The sequence below is a fragment of the Archangium lipolyticum genome, assembly GCF_024623785.1.
Lineage (GTDB): Bacteria > Myxococcota > Myxococcia > Myxococcales > Myxococcaceae > Archangium > Archangium lipolyticum.
Map to the genome: position 1 here is coordinate 648,373 of NZ_JANKBZ010000003.1, position 22,616 is coordinate 670,988.

Below are 22,616 nucleotides of genomic sequence, written 5' to 3' on the forward strand. Positions count from 1 at the left end.
GATGTCCCCGCTCCAACGCACCCTTCCCGTCCTCCTCTTGAGTCCCCTGCTCGCCTGCGGCCCGAGCAAGCCCGACTGCTCCCGCTTCGAGATTCCCCTCTCGCCGCCCCCGTCATCCACGAGCCACGTCGCCTGCACGAGCACGGCGTGCGGGGACGGCCAGAACCCGCCCACCAGTGGCCCCCACTGCGCGGACACCCTGCGCTGCCGGGTCCACGACACGGAGCAGAGCCGGTGCCTGTGGCTGCACAACCTGGAGCACGGGCACGCGGTCTTCCTCTACAACTGCCCCGAGGGCTGCCCCGACATCGTGGCCGCCCTGGAGTCGGCCCGGCAGCAGGCCAGGGTCGGAAGCAACGGGGCCATCCGCGCCCTGGTCGCCCCGGACTCGCGCATCCCCACGCGTGTGGCCGCCCTGCTGTGGCGGCGGGCCTGGGTTTCGGACACGCCGGACCCGGAGGCCCTGCAATGCCTGCTGGAGCTCCAGGACGAAGAGGCCCCCGAGGCCGGGCTGGCATGCCTCCCATGAACCCCTTACCCACCACCGAGCGCGTCCGCGCCATCGACTGGCTGCGTGGCATCGCGGTGCTGTTCATGATCCAGTGCCACGCGCTGGTGCTGCTGCGCCCGGATCTGCGCCAGAGCGGGACGACGAAGTTCCTCCTCAAGATGGACGGACTGGTCGCCCCGGCGTTCCTCTTCTCGGCGGGCTTCGCGCTCGCGCTGCTGCTGGTCCGCAGCGCACCGAGTGGCAAGCACGGCGAGCGGCTCGGGCGAAACTTCCGCCGAGCCCTCCAGGTGCTCGGCGTGGCCACGCTCGTCAACTGGATGTGGTTCCCCCTCTTCCGCGAGCCCCGGTGGCTCGTGCGCATGGACATCCTCCACTGCGTGGGGCTGTCGCTGCTGATCGTCCTGCCCATCGCCGCCGCGCTGGCCTCGCGGCCCCGGGTGCTACAGGGTGTGGCCCTCGCACTGGCGCTCGTCACCTTCTTCCTCTCGCCGCTCGGCGAGGCCGCGCGAGGACCGTGGGCCTACCTGCTCAACAAGACCACCGGGGCCGTGTTCCCCCTCCTGCCATGGCTCGGCTTCACCTGGCTCGGGGCGTATGCCGGGGCGGTGGCCGGTGAGCGGGGCCGCGCCGGGCTCGTCCGGGCGCTGCTCTTCCTCATCGGGCTCGGGCTCGTGGGCTCGCTGGCGGCCGAGCCCCTGCGCGACTTGTACCCGCCGCACAAATTCTTCGTCACCAACCCCTCCAACGCGGCCGAACGGTGGCTCTGGGTGTGCATCGTGCTGCTCGGGCTGGTGGGGCTGGAGTGGCGGACGGCCTCGAGCGCCCCGCCCTCCCGCGTGCGCCGCTTCGTGGAGACGTTCGGCACCTCGTCCATGTCCGCGTACTTCTTCCACGAGGCGCTGCTCTACTTCCGCATCTTCGGCTTCAGCTTCGAGAAGGTGTGGGGAAACCAAAGTGGCTGGGCGCGGTACGCGCTGCTGACGGGGGTGCTCATCTGCCTGACGTACGGGCTGTGCCTCGCGCTGGACCGGGTGCGGAACGCCGTGCGACAGGGAGTGCGCCTCCTGCTGGAGAACCTCCCCGGGAGCGTTGGGGAAAAATTCGCCAGGCCCCGTTAGACCCGAATCGAGGCTGGTGCGTTCCGAGCGTCCGTTCCCACGGAAACACACCGGAGCGTCCATGCCCTCGTCCAAGCTGAACCGCCTGACCCGCTGGGGAAGTGCCGCCCTCGCCCTGGGCCTCGTCCCCGGCTGCAGCACGTCCCAGCACAGGTCCACCGGAGGAAGCCTCACACAGTCCATGGAGTGGCAGTCCGAATCGAGCTCGCCCCAGGAGCAGGCCGAGGCCCCTGTTGTGGCCGAGGCCGTCGCGTCCGCGCCGCCCGAGGCCGCTCCGGAGCAGGATGCCGATGATGCACAGCGGTTCGGGGCCGCCAAGAGGAAGGCCGAGGCCGCTCCGGCGAAGTCGATGCCGGCCCCGTCCACCGCTGGGGGCGTCGTGGTGGCCCGGGAGATGGCGATTCGCGCCGGACCGTCAGGCGCGGTAGCCGCCGGTGCCCCCACCCCGCCGCCTCCACCTCCGGCGGCGAAGAGGGTGCCGCCGGCGAGCCCCCTCTCACAGCCGGAGCCGCCGTCCCCGGGCAACACCTTCGCCGAGCACGCCCCCAACGCCTTCACCGAGACCGCCGTGGATCGCTTCTCCACCTTCGCGGTGGACGTGGACACGGCGTCGTACGCGGTATCGCGCCGCTACCTGAACCAGGGAGCCCTGCCACCGCGTCCGGCCGTCCGGGTCGAGGAGTTCGTCAACTACTTCAAATACCGCTACGCCCCGCCCGAGCAGGGGGCCTTCACGGTGCACCTGGAGGGCGCGCCCTCTCCGTTCAACGCCAACCGCCACTTCGTGCGCGTGGGTGTACAGGGCAAGGTCGTCTCGCGCTCGCAGCGCAAGCCCGCGCACCTGGTCTTCCTGGTGGACACCAGCGGCTCCATGAGCCAGCCGGACAAGCTGCCGCTGGCCAAGGAGGCGATGAAGATCGCGGTGAAGAACCTCAACGAGAACGACACGGTGGCCATCGTCACCTACGCGGGGAGCACCCGGGACGTGCTCTCGCCCACCGCGGCCACCGACCTGGAGCGCATCTACAAGGCCATCGACTCGCTGGAGTCCGGCGGTGGCACGTCCATGGGCACGGGCATGGAGCTGGCGTACAAGCACGCGGTGAAGAAGGTGTCGGGCAACGTGGTGTCGCGCGTCGTCGTGCTCACGGACGGTGACGCCAACATCGGCCCCAACCTGTCCGCGGACGCCATGCTCAACAGCATCCAGGGCTACGTGAAGGAGGGCGTCACCCTGTCCGCCATCGGCTTCGGCATGGGCAACTACCGTGACGACTTGATGGAGAAGCTGGCCGACAAGGGCAACGGCAACTGCTTCTACATCGACAGCTACAAGGAGGCGAAGAAGGTCTTCGAGCAGCAGCTCACGGGCACGCTGGAGGTCATCGCCAAGGACGTGAAGATCCAGGTGGAGTTCGACCCCAAGGTGGTGAGCCGGTACCGGCTGGTGGGCTACGAGAACCGGGACATCGCCGACAAGGACTTCCGCAACGACAAGGTGGACGCGGGAGAGATTGGCGCGGGCCACAGCGTGACGGCGATGTACGAGGTGGAGCTGACGGGCGAGAAGGCGCCGCTGGGCACGGTGCGCATCCGCGCCAAGGCGCCCAACGGCACCGAGGCCGCCGAGCAGGCCTTCCCCTTCGAGCAGAAGATGATGCGGGCCTCGCTGGACACGGCCTCGGCGGACTTCCGCTTCGCGCTGTCGGTGGCGGCCACCGCGGACGTGCTGCGCGGCAGCCCGAACGCCCAGGGTTGGAACCTGGCCACCGTGCAGAAGCTCGCCGAGGGCGCCACCGAGGGCCAGGCGGACCGCGAGGAGTTCGCGAAGCTGGTGGTGAAGACGCGCGGCCTCATGGGCAACGCCATGGCTCGCGACGGCCGCTGAGTCTCGGGGAAACGACCTGCGGCGGCGGGTTCGCTTCCCGCCGCTTCCATGCAGCGTGGCCCGGCGCTGGGTGGTGGTGAAGGCGGGGAAGTACTCGGACACTTGAAACGGCTGGGCATGAGTGCCGAGCTGGGCTCCCGCTAAACCGACATCATCTGGGCCGGGTGTAGGGAAGAGGAAAGTAGCGCCTCGCTTCGTGGCGTCGCGGTTGGACAGCGGTGGAGGGACCTGGTTACGCTTGGTGACACAGTCCTCTGAGCCACCGGAACCACTGGCCATGTCTGAGCTCTCCAAGAATCAGTACCTCAACAAAATCCGGGCACTGATCGATCGCGGCGTCCTGGATCCGGATGAGCTGTTCAAGCAGACGGTGCAATACTACTTCACCAATGACCCGGAAGACGACCTCTTCTGGGACTGCCAGGATGACACGGAGGAGCTGTTCGACGCTTTCGGCTCCATCCTGGCCGAAAACTTCCGGGGCCAGACGCCCGGCAGCGCGTCCGAGACCGAAGATGCCAAGCGGTTCCGGAAGGTGAGAAACTGGGTGGAGAGCGTGCAGTACGGGGGACCGGATAGGACCCGGCTCGTGCGAGCCTCTACCCCGACCAACGTCACCAAGAAGTTTGACGGGCGGATGGATGCCGTCATGCACTTCTTCGCGGGTGCACAGGTGGCAACCAACGTAGGGGAGACCCTGTCCGACGTCACCAGCTTCTTCGTTGAGGTCGGCGACGAGGCCAAGAGGCAGGCTAGGCGCGTGCAGGGCATCCAGTCCGTGGGGTATGACTCGGTGGACCTGGCCTGGGGGACTCGTGGCTCCGAGCTGCAGAATGCCTTCGATGTCTCGGAATCCAAGGCCCGGAATCTGGCCAGGAAGTTCGCGACCGGCACCTTCACCTTGAGCCGTTGGAAGCAGTGGTACAACCAGTCGGACAAGGTCCTCTACAGCCGCTGAACCCCCTCATGCGCAACGTGCTCTTGCGGCTTGGCGCCGCCCTCACCGTCCTCCTCGGCTGCAACAAGAGTATCGATTTCCAGGATAATCCCGCCCTGCTGGTGGAGGTCAGCGATGACGGCATTGTCTTGCTGGACTCGTACCAGGGACCGGTGACTGGCCGCTTGAGCGGAGTCCACTGGAGGAATGAGCCGGAGTACCTGAGCAAGGCGCGCAAGCTCATCGACATTGCCAGGAGGGACAAGGTGGCCTTCGCCGTCGACCGTAGGGGCGAACTCCTGCTCTGGTACCCGACGGAGGACGGGGCGGAGAGCCTCAACCAGCAGCTGCAGAAGCTCAAATCCGAGTGACGGACGAATCCTACGGTTTGCTCCACTCCAGGGAGAGCACTCTTCCCTGTTTGTCCACGAGGATGCTCGGCTCGTACCGCAGGAGGCCTTCTCCTCGGTACTTCTTGTCGAACTCCTCCTTCTTCTTGTCGTCCAGCGTCAGCGAGTACAGGAACAGCCGGGCCCCCCGCGGAAGGGCCGAGAGTGACTCCGGCTCCTTCACTTCTTCCACATAGAGGAGTCTCGACTTGGGCAAGGCACTGACATCAAAAGAGCAGTCGTTCTTGCTGACGGACTGGAGGAGCTCGAACCCGTCCGCCAGCTTGTAGAACCGCGTCTTTTCCTTCTCCAGGTCCCCGCTGAGTTGATGGATCCTGTAGGAGGACCAACCTACATAGAGGAGCACCGCAGCGAGGCCCGCGATGACCTTAGTCATAGTCAACCTCGACATTCACCGATTCCTGGCCATTCTTGTGCGCCTCGATCAGGAGCTTCTTGATCCGCTCGATGTCTGTCCCGGACTTCACGCCGATGCACCCGCTCGTTCCCCGCTGTCCACCATCATGGTGCAGGAAGAAGCCTGAGCGGCCGCCAAAGAGATTGTCCCATCTCCCCGACAGGTCCTCGTTCAGCCGCCAGCCGCCGACGCCCCACCCCTGCCCGTCGGCAGACGTCTTCTGGAAGCTCATGGTCTTGGTCAGCTTCAGGCTGTAGTCGTCTTCCGGGATCGGTCCCGCGTCCTTGACGTCCTGGCTGTCCGGCCCAGTGTAGTCCTTGTTGAGATCCAGGTCCGTCCGCTTCTCCTTTGTGATCAAGTCGCGCAGGCGCTTCGAGTGGGCGGGAAGGCCAGAGATGGAGGGCACCGCCAGGACGAGTCTGTCTGTCTTGTAGGAAAGAATCGACAGGGTCTTCCCATCGAACTTCATCTTCACCCACGCCGCTTTCTGGTCCGGCGTCTTCTGCGTGCCTCCAGAGGACTCCACCACCTTGGGCTTCACCACCTTGCCGCCAGCAGGGATGTTGATTTGCTGTCCGATACGGATGAGGTTGGCTTTATTGAGCTTGGGGTTCGCCTTCAATAAGGCAGAAAGCGTCACGCCATGCTTCGCCGCAATGCCGCTGAGGGTGTCGTTCTTCTTGACCGTATAGGTGGGCATGGACCGTCCCTGTCTGAAGCATTTTGAGAGAAGAGCCACCAGGGCATTGCCTCGGCAAGTATAATTTGAACAAGGGAGTGAGGCCAAGGCGTTCCCTGGTTTATCCCGGTCCTCTTCCCGAGGGTGAGGGGCCATAACCCTCGCCCTTGGCCGGACCCTCGCAGCCCACCTGCTACAGCTTCGCCATCCATGCACCCGCCATCCCGTGCGGCATCAGCTCGCGCGGGGAGCGGTAGTACTGCGTGGGCGAGTCGTGCAGGAAGTTGGAGACCCGGCTCGAGTACAGGCATCCCCCCCCAAAGCCGTCCTCCCAGCAGGGGCGCGGCAAGGGACATCATGGATGAGCGTGACCGGCTACTGGAGCGGCGTGGAGGACCACGATGACGAGTGATGCTCACATCCGCCCGATGCGCAAACTTCCGCCTTGACCGAAAGACGGGATTTTCCTGCGTAGCCCGCATCTTGTGTCTTTGTTCTGCGGGTGAAGTCCCATACACTCCAAGAGTCAAACTTGAGCGCTGAACAACCAGACAGAGCGCCTGACAGAAGGCCCTTGGAAGGAATCAATCTGATGAGATCAATGATTATCGCAGGCATTTCCTTGTCATCCTTGCTGGCGGGAGCCGCCCTGGCGGGAACCGAGGCCGATGAAGGGGTGAGCTCCATTATGCAGGGGAGCGGCCCGTTCTCCTCGATCCAGGAGATCAAGAACTACGACGCGGCCAACCAGGGCACACAGCGCACCGTGACCTTCGTGGACGGCAAGGTGGTGCAGGATCTGTTCGGCTTCGGTCCCGCCGAAGTGACTGAGTACTTCCTTTGCAGTGACCAGAAGTATCGCGCGGTGTGCTCGGATCCGTACTCGCGGGCTACGACCTGGGGGGGCTCGTTGTTCGCGTTGTTCCAGGGCGCGGACACGCAAATCTACGTCGATAACGTGCTGTACCAGGCGAACACGGCGCCCTGGAAGCAGTCGGTCTACATCACGACCTGCTACGGCGACACCAGCCCGGTGCTGTGGGGGCCGTACGCATACTACCGCGTGACGTTCTGGCAGACCCAGTCAGGCACGCTCATCAACCGCTCCTGCACGACCCCGTAAGCGCCGACGTCCCGGCCGATGGGCCACCTGCACGGTGCTCGCCGGAGGTGACCGCGTGCGCTACCTTGCGCGCCGCATGTCGAAGGACTCCGGGACTGGTGAGCGGGTACGCCCCCGTTCATGGGCGGTGATGGCGGCGACCCTGCTGGGCGCCGCCCTGGGCGAGTGGCTCCATGTGCCCGCGGGCGCGCTCCTCGGCGCGATGCTGGTGTCGCTCGTGGCGGCCCTCTCGTTGTCGGTGCACGTCCCCGTGCCGCGACTTCTGCTGCTGGGGGCGCAGGCCGTGTTGGGCGCGGCCATCTGCTCCTCCTTCAACCCCTCCGCGTGGAGCGCGCTCGCGGAGCACTGGCCCGTCGCGCTCGTCAACGTGGTGGGGGTGGTGGCCATCGGCCTGGGGGTGGCGCTCGTCTTCAGCCGGCTGGGCGGCGTGGATGTCCGCACCGCCACCCTCGGCCTGATGCCGGGGGGCGCCTCGGCGATGGTGGCCCTGAGCGAGGAGCTCGGCGCCGACGCCCGGCTGGTGACGCTCTTCCAGTACCTGCGTCTGGGCATCGTCATCCTCGTGGCGGCGGCGGTGGGCAGGTGGGCGGGTGGTGCTCCGGATTCGCGGGTGGCCGCTGTCGCGGCGCTACCCGGGGACCCGTCTCCCTGGCTGGCGTGGGGCGTGACGGCGTTCGTCGCCGTCATCGGTGGAGCGGTGGGCCTCTGGCTGAAGCTTCCGGCCGGCGCCTTCCTCGGGCCCCTGGTGCTGGGAATCCCCCTCTCGGCCCTGGGCCTTCCGATAGGGGCCTGGCCTCCGGGGGTGCTGCCCCTCTCTCTGTGGGCGCTCGGGGTGCGCGTGGGCAGCCACTTCGACGAAGCGGCCGTGCATGAGCTGAAGCGTGTCGCCCTCGGCGCCCTCGTGGCCGCGGTGGCAATGGTGGGGGGCTGTCTCCTCCTCGCCTGGGGCTGGTCGGCCGTGAGCGGGGTGGATCTGCTCACCACCTATTTCGCCACCTCGCCGGGTGGAGCCGACTCCGTGCTCGCCATCGCCCTCGAGACCCGCGCCAGCCTCTCCCTGGTGCTCGCCGTGCAGGTGGGGCGCCTCCTCTTCGTCTTCCTCGTCGCCCCCACCTTCCTGCGCCGCATGGCCGCAAGTGGCGCATAGGAGGGACCTATCTCCCCGCCCCCAGCGCGGAACACCGACTGCGGCTCAGAAGGGCCCACTCCAGCCAGCGTCCCGCCGCATTCTCTAAGGCGTCAGAGCGAGTTTCACGCAGTAGGCCGCGCCTGCGAGCAGCGCGATGCAGCCCAGGAGCAGCAGCGACTTCTCGTAGACGGCGTACAGGGTCGGGAAGTTCTTCCAGGTGAACTCGGCGATGGCGCTGCGCCCTCCGCGCCGCCTCGGCCCGGTCGTCGGCCTGATGAGCGCCATGGCCACCCAGACGCAGAGCACCAGAAGGAGGACGGCCATTGCGAGCGGTTCCCAATGCATGGAGGACCGGATGTTACTTTGTACCTTTACCTGTAGGCCAGAGACGCCGATCTAGACTCCGCCTCGCTACTGAACCGTCCTTCCTGCGCCGGAGTCGAACATGACCGTCGAAGACTGCTTGCCCGCGGACCTCAGAGGGCCCACCACCGCCATCACCCGGATCGCCGCAGGGCTCTCGGGCGCCGGCGTCTACCGTGTCGAGGCCACCGGCCAGCCGTTCGTGCTCAAGATCGCTGGCGAGTCCGAGAACGACGCGGACTGGCGCCGCGAGCTCCACATCCAGCGGCTCGCCGCCGATGCGGGCCTCGCGCCTCGCATCGTCCACGTCGACGAGGCGCGGCGCGCGGTCTTGACCGCCTTCGTCACCGACCGTTCGTTCGCGGCCTTCTACCGGGACCCGAGCACCCACGAAGCCGCGCTCACCCTCCTCGGCCGCACCGTGCGCCGCATCCACGCGCTCCCCCTCCCCGCCGACGCGCGCATGCGCGATCCCCGCGAGTTCCTCTCCCAGATCTGGAACGGCTTCCTGACCGGCTTCGCCCTCCCGGTCTTCGTCGGCGACACGGTCCAGCGCGTGCTCGCAGGGAATCCACCGGCCAGCGAACGCGCCCTGGTCCTCGGCCACAACGACCTCAACCCCACCAACTTCGTCTACGACGGCGAGGCGATCCAGATCCTCGACTGGGCCACCGCCGGGCCGACGGACGCCTTCTACGATCTCGCGGTGATCTCCGTCTTCCTGCGCATGGACGAGGGCACCACCCTGCGGCTGCTCTCGGCCTACGACGACAGGCGGTTCGTCGAGCTCCCCAACCGCTTCATCTACACCCGCCGCCTGGCGGCGACGCTCGCCGGCACGATGCAGCTGTACCTCGCCCGCCAGATGAAGCACGCGGGGGCCACCGGCGCGGAGACGCTCGACTCCACCCCCTCGCTCGGTGAGTTCTATCAACGGATGATGGCCGGAGCGCTGAAGCTTGGCACGGCGGATGGCCACTGGTGGTTCGGTCTCGCCCTGCTCAAGGAAGGCCTGGCATTGTGAGACAACGGAACGTCGCTCGATTCTTGCTTTTCAGCTCGAGAAGCAGGTAAGGGGCCACGGCGAGTTGCCGTACCACGAGGAGAGGACCGCCTCGAGGCCGACCCATCAGACGAGCCCCCGCTCGCATGTCCCAACGGGAAATTGCCGAGGTGGGTTCCGTGTCGGAATCTTCACGGTCGACCTCATGCCGCAGCCCACCAGACTCCGCGCGCCCCTGGCCCGTTCGACGCTCCTCCACATGGGTGTGCGCATCGCGGTCATCATCGCGCTGACGACCTTCTTCAGCTACCTCCACATGTACAGCACGCTGCGCACCGAAGCGCTCGCGCAGTTGGAGCAGCATGTGGCGGAGCGCGGTCAACGGGAGCAGGCCATCTTCGTCCTGGCCGAGGACAACCACGCCCTGCTCAAGAAGACCCTGGAGGAGAGGATCCGGGCCCTCCCTCCGCAAGAGGTGAGCACCCGTTTCAATCGCCTCTTCATCCATCTGCCCGATGGCACCATCCGCAACCGTACCGAGAACATCGATACCACGACGGCGCCGTGCGTCTTCATTCCCCGGAACGTGGAGGTCGACGCGGAGATGCGCCGGAGGATTCTCGCCTCGTACGACGTGATCTCCTGGTTCGGACCCGCCTTCTACGTCCGGTTCACCAACACCGCCGTCACGCTGCCCGAGGGGCCCTTCGTCCTCTACTGGCCCAACAACTCCAGCTGGTGCCTGGACATCCCGCCGGACTTCCGGATCACCGACTTCACGCACTTCACCATCAGCGTCCCCCAGAACGATCCCCAGCGGAAGACGATCTGGTCCGGTGTCTACCAGGATCCGGTCAGCAACAAGCCGATGGCCTCGGTCGCCACACCGTTGGACGAGCAGGGCCGCCACGTCGCCACCCTCAGCCATGATGTGCTCCTCGAGGAGTTGATGGCCCGCACCATCAACGATCACCTGCCTGGCGCGTACAACGTGCTCTTCCGCGACGATGGACAGCTCATCGCCCATCCCGAGCTGAAAGGCACCACGGACCCGGCGGCCCACCTGCGGGACATCGTCGAGCGGGTGAAGAACCGTCCACCCGGGGAAACCATGCAGGCGCTCCCCCAGTACGACGAGTACCTCGCCACGGCCCGGCTCCAGGGCCCCGGATGGAACCTCGTCACCGTGCTGCCCGAGAGCGTGGTGACCCGGCCCGCCTTCCGTGCGGCCCGCACCGTGCTGATTCTCGGCCTGCTCTCGCTCTGTCTCGAGCTGGCCATCCTGTACTGGGTGCTCCAGCGGCAGATCACCCGTCCGCTGCTCGCCTTCACCCAGGCCTCCGACCGGGTGGCCTCCGGTGAGTTCCACGTCGAGCTGGACACCTCACGGGGCGACGAGCTGGGTCTCCTGGCTCGCGCCTTCCGGCTCATGGCCGACCAGGTGCAACGGCGCGAGAAGGAGCTCCATCTCGCCAACGAGGGACTCGAGCAGCGCGTCGAGGAGCGCACCCGCGAGCTCAAGGACGTCCACATGCAGTTGGTGCAGACCGCCCGCCGCGCCGGCATGGCGGAGATCGCCACCAACGTGCTGCACAACGTGGGCAACGTGCTCAACAGCGTCTACACCTCCGCCCAGGTCGCCAAGGAGCGGGTAGCCGGCATGCGCCTGGAGCACGTGGGCCGCGTCGCTCAAATGCTCCAGGAGCGCCAGTCCGACATCGGCACCTTCCTCACCCAGGACGAGCGCGGACGCAACGTGATGCCCTTCCTGGGCAAGCTGGGACAGAACCTGCTGGACGAGCGCCAGGAGATCCTCGCGCTGCTCGATGACGTGGGGCGCTACACCGAGCACATCGGCGACATCGTCAAGGTGCAACAGAACTACGCGCGCACGCCCCGGCTCCAGGAAGCCGTCCAACTGGCCGACCTGGTGGAGGACGCGCTGCGCATCAACGCGGCCGGACTCACCCGCCACCAGGTGAAGGTGGTGCGCCACCTGGCGTCCCTGCCTCCGATGCTCACCGACAAGCACAAGACGCTGATGATCCTGGTCAACCTGGTGAGCAACGCCAAGTACGCCATGGATGGGTTGCCCCCGGCCGAACGACTCCTGTCCGTGAAGATGGAGCGCGCCGGCACCGACCGCGTCCGCATCCAGGTGCACGACAACGGCATGGGCATCGCGCCGGAGATGCTCACCCGCATCTTCCAGTACGGCTTCACCACCCGTGAGGAGGGGCATGGCTTCGGCCTGCATTCCAGCGCCCTGGCTGCCCAGGAGCTCGGAGGCTCACTGAGCGTCCACAGCAACGGCCCGGGGCATGGAGCCACCTTCACGCTGGAGCTCCCCCATGCTCCGGCCCAGGAGACCCCGTGAGTTTCCGCCAGCTCCCCGGCCGACGCGGAGAATGAGGCGGGGGGCACACTCCGGGCCTGCATTCGATCGCGTTTGCGGCGAAGATGGCGGATGGTCGGTCCCCCCCCCGGCCGACGCCCCCACCCCCGGTCCCGAGTCGTTCCCTCACGGCATGTTGCACCTCCCTGGCTACACCCTCCGAGGGGCCATCAAGGCCACCAGCACCAACCTCATCTTCCATGCGGTGCGTGATGCCGATGGCCTCCCCCTCATCCTCAAGACGCCCGCGGCCCACTTCCCGAACCAACGAGAGCTCGAGCGCTATCGCCGTGAGTTCGGCATCCTCCAGCGCCTCCAGGACGTGCGCGGCGTCACCCGCGTCCATGCCTGCGAGCATCACCAGGAGCGCCCGGTGCTCCTGTTGGAGGAAGTGGAGGGTGAGCCCCTGTCCGAGCTCACCGGCCGCCCCTTCGAGGTGATCCGCGCCCTGGACCTGGCCCTCTCCCTGGCCTCCACCCTGGCCGAGCTCCACCGCCACGGTGTCATCCACAAGGACCTCAAACCTTCCAACATCATCGTCACCCCCTCGGGGGACACCCGGCTCATCGACTTCGGCACCGCCACCCTTCAGCTCGTCGAGCACGTGGACGCGGCCCCCGCCGCCCTCATCGAGGGCACCCTGGCCTACATGTCCCCCGAGCAGACCGGGCGCATGAACCGCCCGGTGGACTCCCGCACCGACCTGTACTCGCTGGGTGTCACCCTCTATGAACTCCTGACCGGCAGCCGCCCCTTCCATGGGCGTGACGCACTCGAGTGGTTCCATGCGCACATGGCCCAGGCGCCCCAGTCACCGCTGGAGCGGGTACCGGGCCTGCCGCCCGTCCTCTCCGCCATCGTCCTCAAGCTGCTGGCCAAGGTCGCCGAGGAGCGCTACCAGAGCGCCGACGGGCTCCAGGCGGACCTCGAGCGGTGCCGGAACGACCTGCTCCGGGGCGTGCACGAGGACTTTCCCCTCGGAGTGCACGACGCCCCCACCCATTTCCAGCTCCCCCAGCGCCTCTACGGGCGGGGCTCGGAGGCCGCGGTCCTGCACCAGGGCTTCGAGCGCGTGGCGCAGAGCGGACGGCCCGAGCTGATCCTGGTCCACGGGTACTCCGGCATCGGCAAATCCACCGTGGTCAACGAGCTGCACAAGCCCGTGGTGCGCCAGCGTGGCTTCTTCCTCGGCGGCAAGTTCGAACAGTTCCAGCGGGACATCCCCTACGCCACCCTGGCCCAGGCCATCCGCGACCTGACGCAACAACTGCTCGCCAGCACCGACGAGGAGCTGGCCCGTTGGAGCGCGCATCTGAACGAGGCCTGGGAGGGACAGGGTCAGGTCCTCGTGGACGTGGTGCCCCAGCTCGGACTCGTCGCCGGCAAGCAGCCCCCGGTCCAGGAGCTGCCTCCCACCGAGGCCCAGCACCGCTTCCACCGCGTCTTCCGCAAGCTCCTCGGTGTCTTCGCCACTCCCGAGCACCCCCTCGTCGTCTTCCTGGATGACCTCCAGTGGGCGGATCTCGCCAGCCTCCAGTTCATCCACCACCTGCTCACCCATCCGGAGACACCTCCGGTCCTGCTCATCGGGGCCTATCGCGACAACGAGGTCGGCCCCACCCACCCGTTGGCGCATACGTTGGAGGGACTGCGCAAGGCCGGCGCGCGGATGACCGATCTCCAGCTCGAGCCGCTGAGCCTCGACGAGGTGAGGCAGCTCGTCGCCGACACGCTGCCAGGAGCGGGGCCAGGGATCGTCGAACCCCTCGCGGCCCTGGCTCGCGACAAGACGGGAGGCAATCCCTTCTTCCTGTTGCGGTTCCTGCGCACGCTCAACCAGGACAGGCTCTTGCGCCGTACGCCCGAGGGCGCCTGGAGCTGGGACGCCGAAGCCACCCGAGCCAGGGGCTACTCCGACAACGTCGTCGACTTCATGGCTGGCAAGCTGCGCCAGCTGCCCATGAGTACCCAGCACCTGCTGCGGCTCGCGGCCTGTGTCGGCAACGCGTTCACGCTCCAGATGCTCGGCCTCATCTCCCACATGCCGGAGCCCTCCGAGGTGGAGCAGGGCCTCGAGCCCGCGCTCCAGGAAGGCATGCTGGTACGTGCCAGTCCGGAGCAGTACCGCTTCCTCCACGACCGCATCCAGCAGGCGGCCCGCGCCCTCATCCCCGAGGCGGAGCGCAAGGCCGTCCACCTGCGCATCGGCCGGTTGCTGTTGGAGAGCCTGTCGCCGGAAGCGGTGCGGGAGAAGCTCTTCGACGTCGTGAGCCATCTCAGCGCCGGAGCGGAGCTGATCGATCACCCCGAGGAGCGGCTCCGTGTGGCGATCCTGAACGCCGAGGCCGGACGGAAGGCCAAGGCCTCCACCGCGTTCCGCTCCGCCGTTGCCTATCTCACCACGGCCTTCCAGTTGCTCCCGGGAGACCCCTGGGAGAACGAGCCCGAGCTGGCCTTCAAGATCCAGCTCGACCGGGCCACCTGTGAGTTCATGAGCGGAGACGCCGCCGAGGCCCGCCGCCTGGTGGAGGAGCTCCGGCCCCGGGCCAGCACCCGCGCGGACACGGCGGCCGTCTACCGCTTGAAGAGCAACATCCACGTCGCCGCCAGTGAGATCCAGACGGCCATCGCCAGCCTCGTGGAGTGCCTTGCCCAGATGGGCCTGCCCATGTCCCTGCGCCCCTCCTGGGAGGAGGTCGTGGCCGCCAACGAGGAGGTGTGGGCCCTGCTGGGCGATCGCCCCATCGAGAGGCTCGTCGACCTGCCTCGCATGACGGATCCGGACATGGAGGCGGTGATGAACGTGCTCGGCGCCCTGACCGCGCCAGCGTACTTCACCAATCACCACCTGCTCATCGTCGTCCTGTGCCGGATGGTCTCCCTCAGCATCCGCCACGGCAACACCGCCTCGTCCGCGCACGGGTATGCCTGGTACGGCGTGATGCTGGGCCCCTCCTTCAAGCGGTACCGGGAAGCCTACGCCTTCGGCCAGCTCGCCTGGGCCCTCGTCGAGCGCTACGACCTCTCCTCCATCCGCGGCAAGATCCTCTACATCCAGGAGGTCATCAACAACTGGACCCAGCCGCTCCCAGGCGGCCTGGAGCTCGTCCGCCGGGGCTTCCACCACTCGCTCCAGGCCAGTGATCTCCAGATCGCCAGCTTCTGCTGCGGCCACATCGTCACGCTCCAGCTCGCGCTGGGGCACGACCTGGAGGAGGTCTACCAGGAGTCGGTCGCACGACTGGCCTTCCTGCGCAAGACGAGCTTCCCGGACATGCAGTCCGTCCTCATCCACATGCAGCGCTACGTGCAGCAGCTGCGCGGCCTCTCCCCGGCATTCGGCTCGCTGAACGGGGAGGACTTCGACGAGCAGTCCTTCGAGGCCGGGCTGACCCCCGCCCGGATGAGCACCATGCGGTGCTGGTATTGGCTCTTCAAGATGCAGGCGCGCTTCCTGAGTGGCGCCTACGCCGAGGCGCGCGAGGCGGGGGCCCGGGCCGCCGAGCTGGCCTGGTCCTCGCTCGGACAGATCCAGCTCCTGGACTTCCACCTCTTCCGAGCCCTGACCCTGGCCGCCTGCCATGGGACGATGGCACCCGAGGAACGGCCCCAGGCCCTGGCGGCCCTCCGCGAGCACCAGCAACAGCTCGCCGAGTGGGCCAGCCACCAGCCCGCGACCTTCCGCGCCCCCGAGCGGATGGTGTCCGCGGAGCTGGCCCGCCTCACGGACCGGGAAGGCGAGGCCCTCCGCGCCTACGAGGAAGCACACCAGTCGGCCCGTGAGCACGGCTTCATCCAGCACGTCGCCCTGGCCAGTGAGCTCGCCGCCCGCTTCTGGTACGAGCGGAAGGTGCCGACCCTCGCCGACACCTACGCCCGCAAGGCCCGGGAGGCCTGGCTGCGCTGGGGCGCCCGGGGCAAGGTGAAGCACCTGGACTCCGAGTGGCCGCACCTGGTCTCCTCCATGGCGGCCGGGGAGGACTCCACCGATACGGACTCCACGCAGATCGACGCGCTCACCGTCGTCAAGGCCCAGCAGGCCATCTCCGGGGAGATCGTCCTCGAGCGGCTGGCGGCCACGCTGCTCCGCGCCGCCATCGAGAACGCCGGAGCCCAGCGCGGCGCCCTGCTACTGCCTCGCGGCGACAAGCTCCCGGTGGTCGCCGTCGTGGGCACTTCGCCGGAGGACTCCGCCACCCCGCCGGACGAGTCCCGGCTGCCATGGACCCTCATCTCCTACGTCAGGCGGACCCGAGAGCACGTGCTGATTGGAGATGCCTCCCAGCCCCACCCCTTCTCGTCCGATGCCTGGCTCACACTGGGCCGCGCCCGCTCGGTGCTCTGCCTTCCCCTTCTGCGCCAGGAGGATTTCCGCGGCGTGCTGTACCTGGAGAACGGCCTCACCACCAACGCCTTCACTCCCTCCCGCCTCTCCCTGCTCGGACACCTCGCCTGCCAGGCCGCCATCTCCATCGAGAACGCCCAGCTGTATGCCGAGGTCCAGCGCGCGGAGGCCGCGCTGCGCAGCGCCAATGACGACCTGGAGAAGCGCGTGGAGGAGCGCACGCGCGAGCTCAAGCAGACCCAGGCCCGCCTGGTGGACTCCGCGAGAGGGGCCGGCATGGCCGAAGTGGCCGCCAACGTGCTGCACAACGTCGGCAATGTCCTCACCAGTGCCGTCATCAACCTCCAGAGCATGACCGAGATGGTGAATGCCTCGCGCGTGGGCCGGCTCAAGCAGGTCAGCACCCTGCTCGAGTCGCACCACGGTGAGCTGGCGGACTTCCTCACCCGCGATCCACGCGGTACTCAACTGCCGGTCTACCTGTCCGCGCTCGGGGACGAGCTGCTCCGCGAGCAGAAGATGCTCCAGGACAGCATGGGGGCCATGGGCAAGCACATCGAGCACATCCGCGCCATCGTCCAGATCCAACAGACCTATGCGCGCAACACGCTCGTCGTCGAGGAGTGCGATCTCCCGCTCCTCATCGACGATGCGCTGAGCATCCAGCTGCCCTCCCTCGAGCGCCACGGCATCAGCGTCACCCGGGAGCTCCCTCCCCTGCCCAGGACGCGGCTCGACAAGCACAAGGTGGTGCAGATCCTCGTCAACCTCATCAGCAACGCCAAGAACGCCATGCTCGCCCTTCCCACGGACCAGCGCCACCTGCACGTCCAGCTCGGGGCGGAGGACAACATGGCCCGGATCCGGGTCGTGGACAACGGCATGGGCATCGCTCCGGAGCTCCGCGAGCGGCTCTTCTCCCAGGGCTTCACGACCCGGGAGGGAGGACATGGCCTGGGCCTGCACTCCAGCGCGCTCGCGGCGAAGATGCTCGGCGGCAGCCTCTCCCTGGAGAGCGAAGGGCCGGGCAAGGGCGCCACGGCCATCCTCGAGCTGCCCCTCTCGTAGGGAGGGTCCCTACTGCGCGACGTAGCCGCCATCCACGGGCATCGCCGCGCCCGTGATGAAGGACGCCGCGCCCGAGGACAACCACACCACGGCCTCGGCGATCTCCTCCGGCAGCGCCATCCGGCCCACCGGCTCCGAGGCTATCGCCGCGGCTTCCAGCTCCTTGTTCTGGTCGGTGAAGACCGTGACCATGGGCGTGCGGACGACACCCGGACACACCGCGTTGATGCGGATGTTCGCCTTGGCGTAATCCAGCGCGGCCGCCTTCGTGAGACCGACGAGCCCGTGCTTGGCGGCCACGTACGCGGGCGCCATCTGGACGCCTACCAACCCCGCCACCGAGGCGGTGCTGACGATGCTGCCGCCCCCCTGCTTCAGCATCTGCTGGATCTCCTGCTTCATGCACAGCCACGCGCCCTTGAGATTGGTGGCGATGACCTGGTCCCAGGCGTCCTCGGGATAATCACCCGTGGGAGCCATGAGCCCGGCGATGCCGGCGTTGTTCACGGCGCAGTCCAGCCGCCCGAAGGCCTCCACCGTACCGCGAACGAGCGCCTCCACCTCGGAGGACCTCGAGATGTCGCAGCGGATGAAGCGCGTCTCTCCGCCCTGCTTCTGGATGGCCGCCACGGTCTCCTCTCCGCCAGCGACGTTGATGTCGGAGACGATGACCCGCGCCCCCTCGCGAGCGAACGCCATCGCCACCGCACGACCGATGCCCGAACCGGAGCCCGTCACGAGCGCCGCCTTGCCTTCCAATCTTCTGGTCATGGTTCTGTCCTCGAAGCGATCAGGGGTTGACGCAGGTAAAGCTCCCAGCCGAGTTGACGTCCCCCGAACCATTGTACCTGGGGTACTGCGGATACTTGCACAGGGGCCTGGAAAGAACGGTCTCGCCCGTCTGCGGATTCAGCTTCGCCGCCACCAGCCCCGCCTGTGAAGGCGCAACACCCTTCTCGACCCAGTTCTCCAACGCCGTGAGCAGATCCACGGAATCCGCTCCGGCTCCACCAGCGCAGTGGTTGACGCCTGGGGCGGGAAAGTACTCGACGAACGTATCCGCCTCGGCCAGACCGCCCGCGGCCTGGACCAGGTTCTCGTAATACACATCCGTCCCCTTCTGGCTGATGGCCGCATCGGTGCCGCCGTGCCAGAGAATCAACTTGCCGCCACGCGCCCGGAACCGCGTGAGGTCCGTGCTGTTGGCAGACACCAGGTCCGACACCTCGTCGATCCGGGGGAGCCAGTCGTTGGGCTCGAAGGTCAACGGGTCGAAGTCAGGGTCGCGGGTGATGAAGAACTTGATCAGACCGCTCCCGAAGAGGCCGCTCAGCGAGAGTGTGGCGTTCCCATTGCCCGTGATCCACGCGGCCCAGCCATCCGGGTCCGCCTCCCCTCCCGGCGGCCACCCCTGATTGAGGGTCGCGCCATTGAGAACGAACGGAGAGTAGATCGTCCTGACCGACGTCTCCTGCTCGGACGTCAGACAATCATCCCGCTCGGCCCCGAGGCACCGGAGCACCGCGGGATCGAACTGGCAGGCCGAGGGCAGGGAAATCATGCCGTCGGCGACACCATCCTTCGCGTCACACGCATCGAGCACCGCCTTGCCCAGGGCCACGAGCTTCGCGGAGGAGAGATTGGCGCCGGGCTTCGACAGCTGCCGGGTGTTCCGGTTGAACGCAAGCAATAACTCCACGAAGTTGTAGGCGGGAGCCCGGGCGATGATTCCATCGAAGTCCTCCGGCCACCGCTGCGCTTCGATCAGCGCCTCCCGGCCTCCATTGGAGCACCCCTCGAAATAGGTCTTCGTGGAGCTCGTGCCGTATCTCTCCTGGATGATCGCCTTCGCGACGGGCTGCACCCGGTGGATGGAGAGATAGGCGAAGTCATCGAGCTTCTGGGGATCCAGGGCGAAAGAGCCGTCCAGGACATCACCCGTATGCCCACCATTCGAGGCAATGGAGGCGTACCCCTTCTGTGTATAGACATCTCCACTGGGAATGAAGCCGTCGAAGCCGCCGCCACCGGCATGAACCGTCTTTCCGTTCCACGAGGAGGGCAGACGCACCTCGAATTCGAGCGAAGGGGGAAGCGCTCCAGAGACCTTGCAATATTCCGGCAACTGGCCGGACGCGGCGACGAGCTCGGCACCGGTGATGCTTGCCCCTTCCAGGGTCCGTCCACGGAAGCCCTCGCATCGGCTCCGGGGCGTCGGTTCGGGAGGGTCGTCGCATCCGCCCAGCAGCAGGAGCACCGCGAGGGCTGAGCTCCACCAGGAGAACGTGCCGGGCCCAGTGGATTCCAAGGAGTTGGGAGTCATGTCTTCATCTCTCCTGAGGGTCGTGAGCGAGCGAGGTTACGCACTCTTCCCACGACGCATCAGCCATGCGCACGGCGGCATGTTGGCCAGACTTCGTTGCGCTAACTCCACGTCCGGAACTTCCGGCCACGAGCCCCCACGCGGCCGGACCCCCGCCCGCCCCCTGGCCTCTGCCCACCCTCGCCCACCGCCCCTCCCTCCGGTGCATTCCCGTACCGCGAGGTAGGGCTCGGTGGGCCTCCATGCCCGGGACCGGCCGTCCGTTGCTTCTCTCTTTGCGAAGGGCGGCCCTCATGGGTTAGGTTCCGCGCACCCTGAGGAGCGCTGCAACGGGGGGTTTCCCCTCGCCAGGCTCAGGTTCGTGCAACGGCGCTCGCTGACTCGTGGCTGGATGCCCGGGAGGCGAGCAGCAACCGTCTGCCACATCCAGCCCCCTGCCAATCAGGAGCAATGCATGCGGGCTGCAATCGATCTGACCAAGTTCACCGACTACCGCGTCGCCGACATCAAGCTGGCCGACTGGGGCCGCAAGGAAATCGCCATCGCCGAGACCGAGATGCCGGGCCTCATGGCGATCCGCGACGAGTTCGCCAAGAGCCAGCCCCTCAAGGGTGCTCGCATCGCCGGGTCGCTCCACATGACGATCCAGACCGCGGTGCTCATCCAGACCCTGGAGGCGCTCGGGGCGGAGGTCCGCTGGGCGTCCTGCAACATCTTCTCCACGCAGGACCACGCCGCGGCCGCCATCGCCGCGGGCGGGACCCCCGTGTTCGCCTACAAGGGCGAGACGCTCGAGGAGTACTGGGAGTACACCCACCGCATCTTCGAGTGGGCCGACGGCGGCACGCCCAACATGATCCTCGATGACGGTGGCGACGCCACGCTGCTCATCCACCTGGGCACCCGCGCCGAGAAGGACCTCTCCGTCCTGTCCAACCCGGGCAGCGAGGAGGAGACGGTGCTCTTCGCCGCCATCAAGAAGCAGCTGGCGGCCAAGCCGGGCTGGTACTCGAAGATCCTCGCGAACATCCGCGGCGTCACCGAGGAGACCACCACGGGCGTGCACCGCCTGTACCAGATGGCCAAGGAGGGCAAGCTGGCGTTCCCGGCCATCAACGTCAACGACTCGGTGACCAAGTCCAAGTTCGACAACATCTATGGCTGCCGCGAGTCCCTGGTGGACGGCATCAAGCGCGCCACGGACGTGATGATCGCCGGCAAGGTGGCCGTGGTCGCCGGCTACGGTGAGGTGGGCAAGGGCTCGGCGCAGGCGCTGCGCGGCCTGCAGGCCCAGGTGTGGGTGACCGAGATCGATCCCATCTGCGCGCTCCAGGCGGCGATGGAGGGTTACCGGGTCGTGACCATGGAGTACGCGGCGGACAAGGCCGACATCTTCGTGACCGCGACGGGCAACTACCAGGTCATCACCCACGAGCACATGAAGCGGATGAAGAACAACGCGATCGTGTGCAACATCGGCCACTTCGACAACGAGATCGATGTGGCGAGCCTCAAGCAGTACAAGTGGGAGAACATCAAGCCGCAGGTCGACCACATCATCTTCCCGGACAACAAGCGCATCATCCTGCTGGCCCAGGGGCGTCTGGTGAACCTGGGCTGCGGCACCGGCCACCCCAGCTACGTGATGAGCTCCTCGTTCGCCAACCAGGTGCTGGCGCAGGTGGAGATCTTCACCAACCCGGGCAAGTACAAGCCGGGCGTGTACATGCTGCCGCGGCACCTGGATGAGAAGGTGGCGCGCCTGCAGCTCACCAAGCTGGGCGCGATGCTGACCGAGCTCACCCCGGATCAGGCCAAGTACATCGGCGTGCCCCTCGAGGGCCCGTACAAGAACGACCACTACCGCTACTAGGAACGCGGGAACGGACAGGGGCGCCGCGTCGTCCGTGACGCGCGCGCCCCGCGTCGAATTGGCCAGACCCCGGGTGTGGATCCTGTCTACGCTCCGAAACGGATGAGCCACACCCCAGGGGGTCACACCATGCAGCAGCAGTCCATCCTCATCACGGGCTCGAGCACTGGCTTCGGGCGTCTGGCGGCCGAGACACTGGCGCGCAAGGGGCACATCGTCTTCGCCGGGATGCGCGGCATCCATCGACGCAACGAGAGCGCGGCCCGGGAGCTGAACGAGCTGGCCCGCCGCGAGAACCTCCGCCTGCACGTGCTGGAGCTGGACGTGACGGATGATGCCTCCGTGCGGACCGCGGTGGATCGCGTGCTCGAGACCGCGGGCCGGGTGGACGCCGCAGTCAACAACGCGGGAATGATGGCCACGGGCCTGGACGAGGGCTTCACGGACGATCAGCTCCAGGCGCTGTTCGACACCAACGTGTTCGGCGTCCAGCGCGTCATCCGCGCCGTCCTGCCGCACATGCGCGAGCGCCGCTCGGGCCTGCTCCTCACCGTGTCCAGCAACATGGCGCGCATCACCTTCCCCTTCCTGGGGATCTACTGCGCCAGCAAGCGAGCGGTGGAGGGGCTCGCCGAGTCCTACCGCTACCAGCTCGCCCCGCTCGGCATCGACTCGGTCATCGTGGAGCCGGGGGGCTACCCCACCGCGCTCTTCACCAAGATCGTCACCCCCGAGGACACGGCCCGCGTCGACTCCTACGGCCCGCTCGCGGAGCTGCCGCAAAAGATGTTCGGCGGCCTCGCGGCCTCGCTGCGGGGGCCGGACGCGCCCAACCCGCAGGAGGTGGCCGACGTCATCGCCCGCCTCATCGAGACGCCCGTGGGCTCACGCCCCCTGCGCACCATCGTGGATCACCACCTGGGCGACGCCCTGAAGACCCTCAACGAGGTGTCCGCGAACGTCCATGAGCAGCTCCTCACCGCCCACGGCATGGGAGAGCTGCTCTCCCCCGCGGGCTCCCTACCTCCGGTGGCGACGACAGTGGATGTCTGAG

18 protein-coding genes and 1 riboswitch are annotated in these 22,616 nt (G+C 67.3%); of the genes, 12 read left to right on the forward strand and 6 right to left on the reverse strand.

The genetic code is table 11. The annotated features are described in order from the left end of the window. Window position 1: 1 nt before the first annotated feature. The 5 genes from NR810_RS09755 to NR810_RS09775 all read left to right on the forward strand — a co-directional run bounded on the left by NR810_RS09755 (window position 2) and on the right by NR810_RS09775 (window position 4,825). On the forward strand, window positions 2–529 hold the full coding sequence (locus NR810_RS09755; RefSeq protein ID WP_257450533.1) for a DUF3105 domain-containing protein: 528 nt from the start codon (window positions 2–4) through the stop codon (window positions 527–529). Then, on the forward strand, window positions 526–1,629 hold the full coding sequence (locus NR810_RS09760) for a DUF1624 domain-containing protein (RefSeq protein ID WP_257450535.1): 1,104 nt from the start codon (window positions 526–528) through the stop codon (window positions 1,627–1,629). The genes NR810_RS09755 and NR810_RS09760 overlap by 4 nt, the downstream gene beginning before the upstream one ends. A gap of 61 nt (window positions 1,630–1,690) precedes the next feature. After that, window positions 1,691–3,517, forward strand: a complete 1,827-nt coding sequence (locus NR810_RS09765; RefSeq protein ID WP_257450538.1) for a vWA domain-containing protein — start codon at window positions 1,691–1,693, stop codon at window positions 3,515–3,517. 277 nt (window positions 3,518–3,794) lie between these two features. After that, window positions 3,795–4,475: a hypothetical protein gene (locus NR810_RS09770; protein WP_257450540.1), complete on the forward strand. Its 681-nt coding sequence runs from the start codon at window positions 3,795–3,797 to the stop codon at window positions 4,473–4,475. Window positions 4,476–4,483: 8 nt separating this feature from the next. After that, complete coding sequence (locus NR810_RS09775; protein ID WP_257450542.1) at window positions 4,484–4,825, forward strand: hypothetical protein; 342 nt, start codon at window positions 4,484–4,486, stop codon at window positions 4,823–4,825. Between the two features lie 10 nt (window positions 4,826–4,835). Here the strand turns inward: NR810_RS09775 and NR810_RS09780 are convergent, their stop codons facing one another. The 3 genes from NR810_RS09780 to NR810_RS09790 all read right to left on the reverse strand — a co-directional run bounded on the left by NR810_RS09780 (window position 4,836) and on the right by NR810_RS09790 (window position 6,289). Next, complete coding sequence (locus tag NR810_RS09780) at window positions 4,836–5,255, reverse strand: hypothetical protein (protein ID WP_257450544.1); 420 nt, start codon at window positions 5,253–5,255, stop codon at window positions 4,836–4,838. After that, a complete protein-coding gene (locus tag NR810_RS09785) occupies window positions 5,233–5,961 on the reverse strand; it encodes a LysM peptidoglycan-binding domain-containing protein (RefSeq protein WP_257450546.1) in 729 nt (242 codons plus the stop codon). The genes NR810_RS09780 and NR810_RS09785 overlap by 23 nt, the downstream gene beginning before the upstream one ends. Window positions 5,962–6,133: 172 nt before the next feature. Beyond that, window positions 6,134–6,289 carry an HAD-IG family 5'-nucleotidase gene (locus tag NR810_RS09790; protein WP_257450548.1) on the reverse strand — a complete coding sequence of 52 codons (156 nt, stop codon included), beginning with the start codon at window positions 6,287–6,289 and terminating at the stop codon, window positions 6,134–6,136. 273 nt (window positions 6,290–6,562) lie between these two features. Here NR810_RS09790 and NR810_RS09795 point away from each other — a divergent pair, with 273 nt between their 5' ends. After that, window positions 6,563–7,063 (forward strand): hypothetical protein, encoded by a 501-nt coding sequence (locus NR810_RS09795; RefSeq protein ID WP_257450550.1) that lies wholly within the window; start codon window positions 6,563–6,565, stop codon window positions 7,061–7,063. Window positions 7,064–7,118: 55 nt separating this feature from the next. After that, a complete protein-coding gene (locus tag NR810_RS09800) occupies window positions 7,119–8,210 on the forward strand; it encodes an AbrB family transcriptional regulator (RefSeq protein ID WP_257450552.1) in 1,092 nt (363 codons plus the stop codon). An 84-nt stretch (window positions 8,211–8,294) separates the two neighbouring features. Here the strand turns inward: NR810_RS09800 and NR810_RS09805 are convergent, their stop codons facing one another. Then, window positions 8,295–8,516, reverse strand: a complete 222-nt coding sequence (locus tag NR810_RS09805; protein WP_257450554.1) for a hypothetical protein — start codon at window positions 8,514–8,516, stop codon at window positions 8,295–8,297. 121 nt (window positions 8,517–8,637) lie between these two features. Here NR810_RS09805 and NR810_RS09810 point away from each other — a divergent pair, with 121 nt between their 5' ends. The 3 genes from NR810_RS09810 to NR810_RS09820 all read left to right on the forward strand — a co-directional run bounded on the left by NR810_RS09810 (window position 8,638) and on the right by NR810_RS09820 (window position 17,366). Further along, the gene (locus tag NR810_RS09810) at window positions 8,638–9,579 is read left to right on the forward strand and encodes a phosphotransferase (protein ID WP_257450556.1); all 942 of its coding nucleotides are present in this window, start codon (window positions 8,638–8,640) and stop codon (window positions 9,577–9,579) included. Window positions 9,580–9,763: 184 nt separating this feature from the next. Further along, entirely contained in the window at window positions 9,764–11,935 is a 2,172-nt protein-coding gene (locus NR810_RS09815) for an ATP-binding protein (protein WP_257450558.1), read from the forward strand. A 151-nt stretch (window positions 11,936–12,086) separates the two neighbouring features. Next, window positions 12,087–17,366, forward strand: coding sequence for a trifunctional serine/threonine-protein kinase/ATP-binding protein/sensor histidine kinase (locus NR810_RS09820; RefSeq protein WP_257450560.1), 5,280 nt, complete (start codon window positions 12,087–12,089; stop codon window positions 17,364–17,366). Between the two features lie 9 nt (window positions 17,367–17,375). On the opposite strand, the gene NR810_RS09825 is transcribed toward NR810_RS09820, so the two are convergent. Both NR810_RS09825 and NR810_RS09830 read right to left on the reverse strand, forming a co-directional pair. Then, complete coding sequence (locus NR810_RS09825; RefSeq protein ID WP_257450563.1) at window positions 17,376–18,137, reverse strand: SDR family oxidoreductase; 762 nt, start codon at window positions 18,135–18,137, stop codon at window positions 17,376–17,378. A gap of 19 nt (window positions 18,138–18,156) precedes the next feature. Continuing rightward, window positions 18,157–19,689: a tannase/feruloyl esterase family alpha/beta hydrolase gene (locus NR810_RS09830; protein WP_257450565.1), complete on the reverse strand. Its 1,533-nt coding sequence runs from the start codon at window positions 19,687–19,689 to the stop codon at window positions 18,157–18,159. A gap of 310 nt (window positions 19,690–19,999) precedes the next feature. After that, window positions 20,000–20,071: riboswitch (S-adenosyl-L-homocysteine riboswitch) on the forward strand. A 72-nt stretch (window positions 20,072–20,143) separates the two neighbouring features. Between NR810_RS09830 and ahcY the strand changes: the two genes are divergently transcribed. After that, entirely contained in the window at window positions 20,144–21,562 is a 1,419-nt protein-coding gene (ahcY, locus tag NR810_RS09835; protein WP_257450567.1) for an adenosylhomocysteinase, read from the forward strand. Window positions 21,563–21,691: 129 nt separating this feature from the next. Next, complete coding sequence (locus NR810_RS09840; protein WP_257450569.1) at window positions 21,692–22,615, forward strand: SDR family oxidoreductase; 924 nt, start codon at window positions 21,692–21,694, stop codon at window positions 22,613–22,615. Window position 22,616 lies beyond the last annotated feature (1 nt).

What these genes read in the sequence shown, in the direction of transcription:
- NR810_RS09815 (WP_257450558.1), top strand. Translation starts at nt 9,764, where the DNA reads ATGCCGCAGCCCACCAGACTCCGCGCGCCCCTGGCCCGTTCGACGCTC.
- NR810_RS09760 (WP_257450535.1), top strand. Translation starts at nt 526, where the DNA reads ATGAACCCCTTACCCACCACCGAGCGCGTCCGCGCCATCGACTGGCTG.
- NR810_RS09825 (WP_257450563.1), bottom strand. Translation starts at nt 18,137, where the DNA reads ATGACCAGAAGATTGGAAGGCAAGGCGGCGCTCGTGACGGGCTCCGGT.
- NR810_RS09755 (WP_257450533.1), top strand. Translation starts at nt 2, where the DNA reads ATGTCCCCGCTCCAACGCACCCTTCCCGTCCTCCTCTTGAGTCCCCTG.
- NR810_RS09785 (WP_257450546.1), bottom strand. Translation starts at nt 5,961, where the DNA reads ATGCCCACCTATACGGTCAAGAAGAACGACACCCTCAGCGGCATTGCG.
- NR810_RS09780 (WP_257450544.1), bottom strand. Translation starts at nt 5,255, where the DNA reads ATGTCGAGGTTGACTATGACTAAGGTCATCGCGGGCCTCGCTGCGGTG.
- NR810_RS09830 (WP_257450565.1), bottom strand. Translation starts at nt 19,689, where the DNA reads ATGACTCCCAACTCCTTGGAATCCACTGGGCCCGGCACGTTCTCCTGG.
- NR810_RS09840 (WP_257450569.1), top strand. Translation starts at nt 21,692, where the DNA reads ATGCAGCAGCAGTCCATCCTCATCACGGGCTCGAGCACTGGCTTCGGG.
- NR810_RS09775 (WP_257450542.1), top strand. Translation starts at nt 4,484, where the DNA reads ATGCGCAACGTGCTCTTGCGGCTTGGCGCCGCCCTCACCGTCCTCCTC.
- NR810_RS09765 (WP_257450538.1), top strand. Translation starts at nt 1,691, where the DNA reads ATGCCCTCGTCCAAGCTGAACCGCCTGACCCGCTGGGGAAGTGCCGCC.
- NR810_RS09820 (WP_257450560.1), top strand. Translation starts at nt 12,087, where the DNA reads ATGTTGCACCTCCCTGGCTACACCCTCCGAGGGGCCATCAAGGCCACC.
- NR810_RS09770 (WP_257450540.1), top strand. Translation starts at nt 3,795, where the DNA reads ATGTCTGAGCTCTCCAAGAATCAGTACCTCAACAAAATCCGGGCACTG.
- NR810_RS09805 (WP_257450554.1), bottom strand. Translation starts at nt 8,516, where the DNA reads ATGGCCGTCCTCCTTCTGGTGCTCTGCGTCTGGGTGGCCATGGCGCTC.
- NR810_RS09810 (WP_257450556.1), top strand. Translation starts at nt 8,638, where the DNA reads ATGACCGTCGAAGACTGCTTGCCCGCGGACCTCAGAGGGCCCACCACC.
- ahcY (WP_257450567.1), top strand. Translation starts at nt 20,144, where the DNA reads ATGCGGGCTGCAATCGATCTGACCAAGTTCACCGACTACCGCGTCGCC.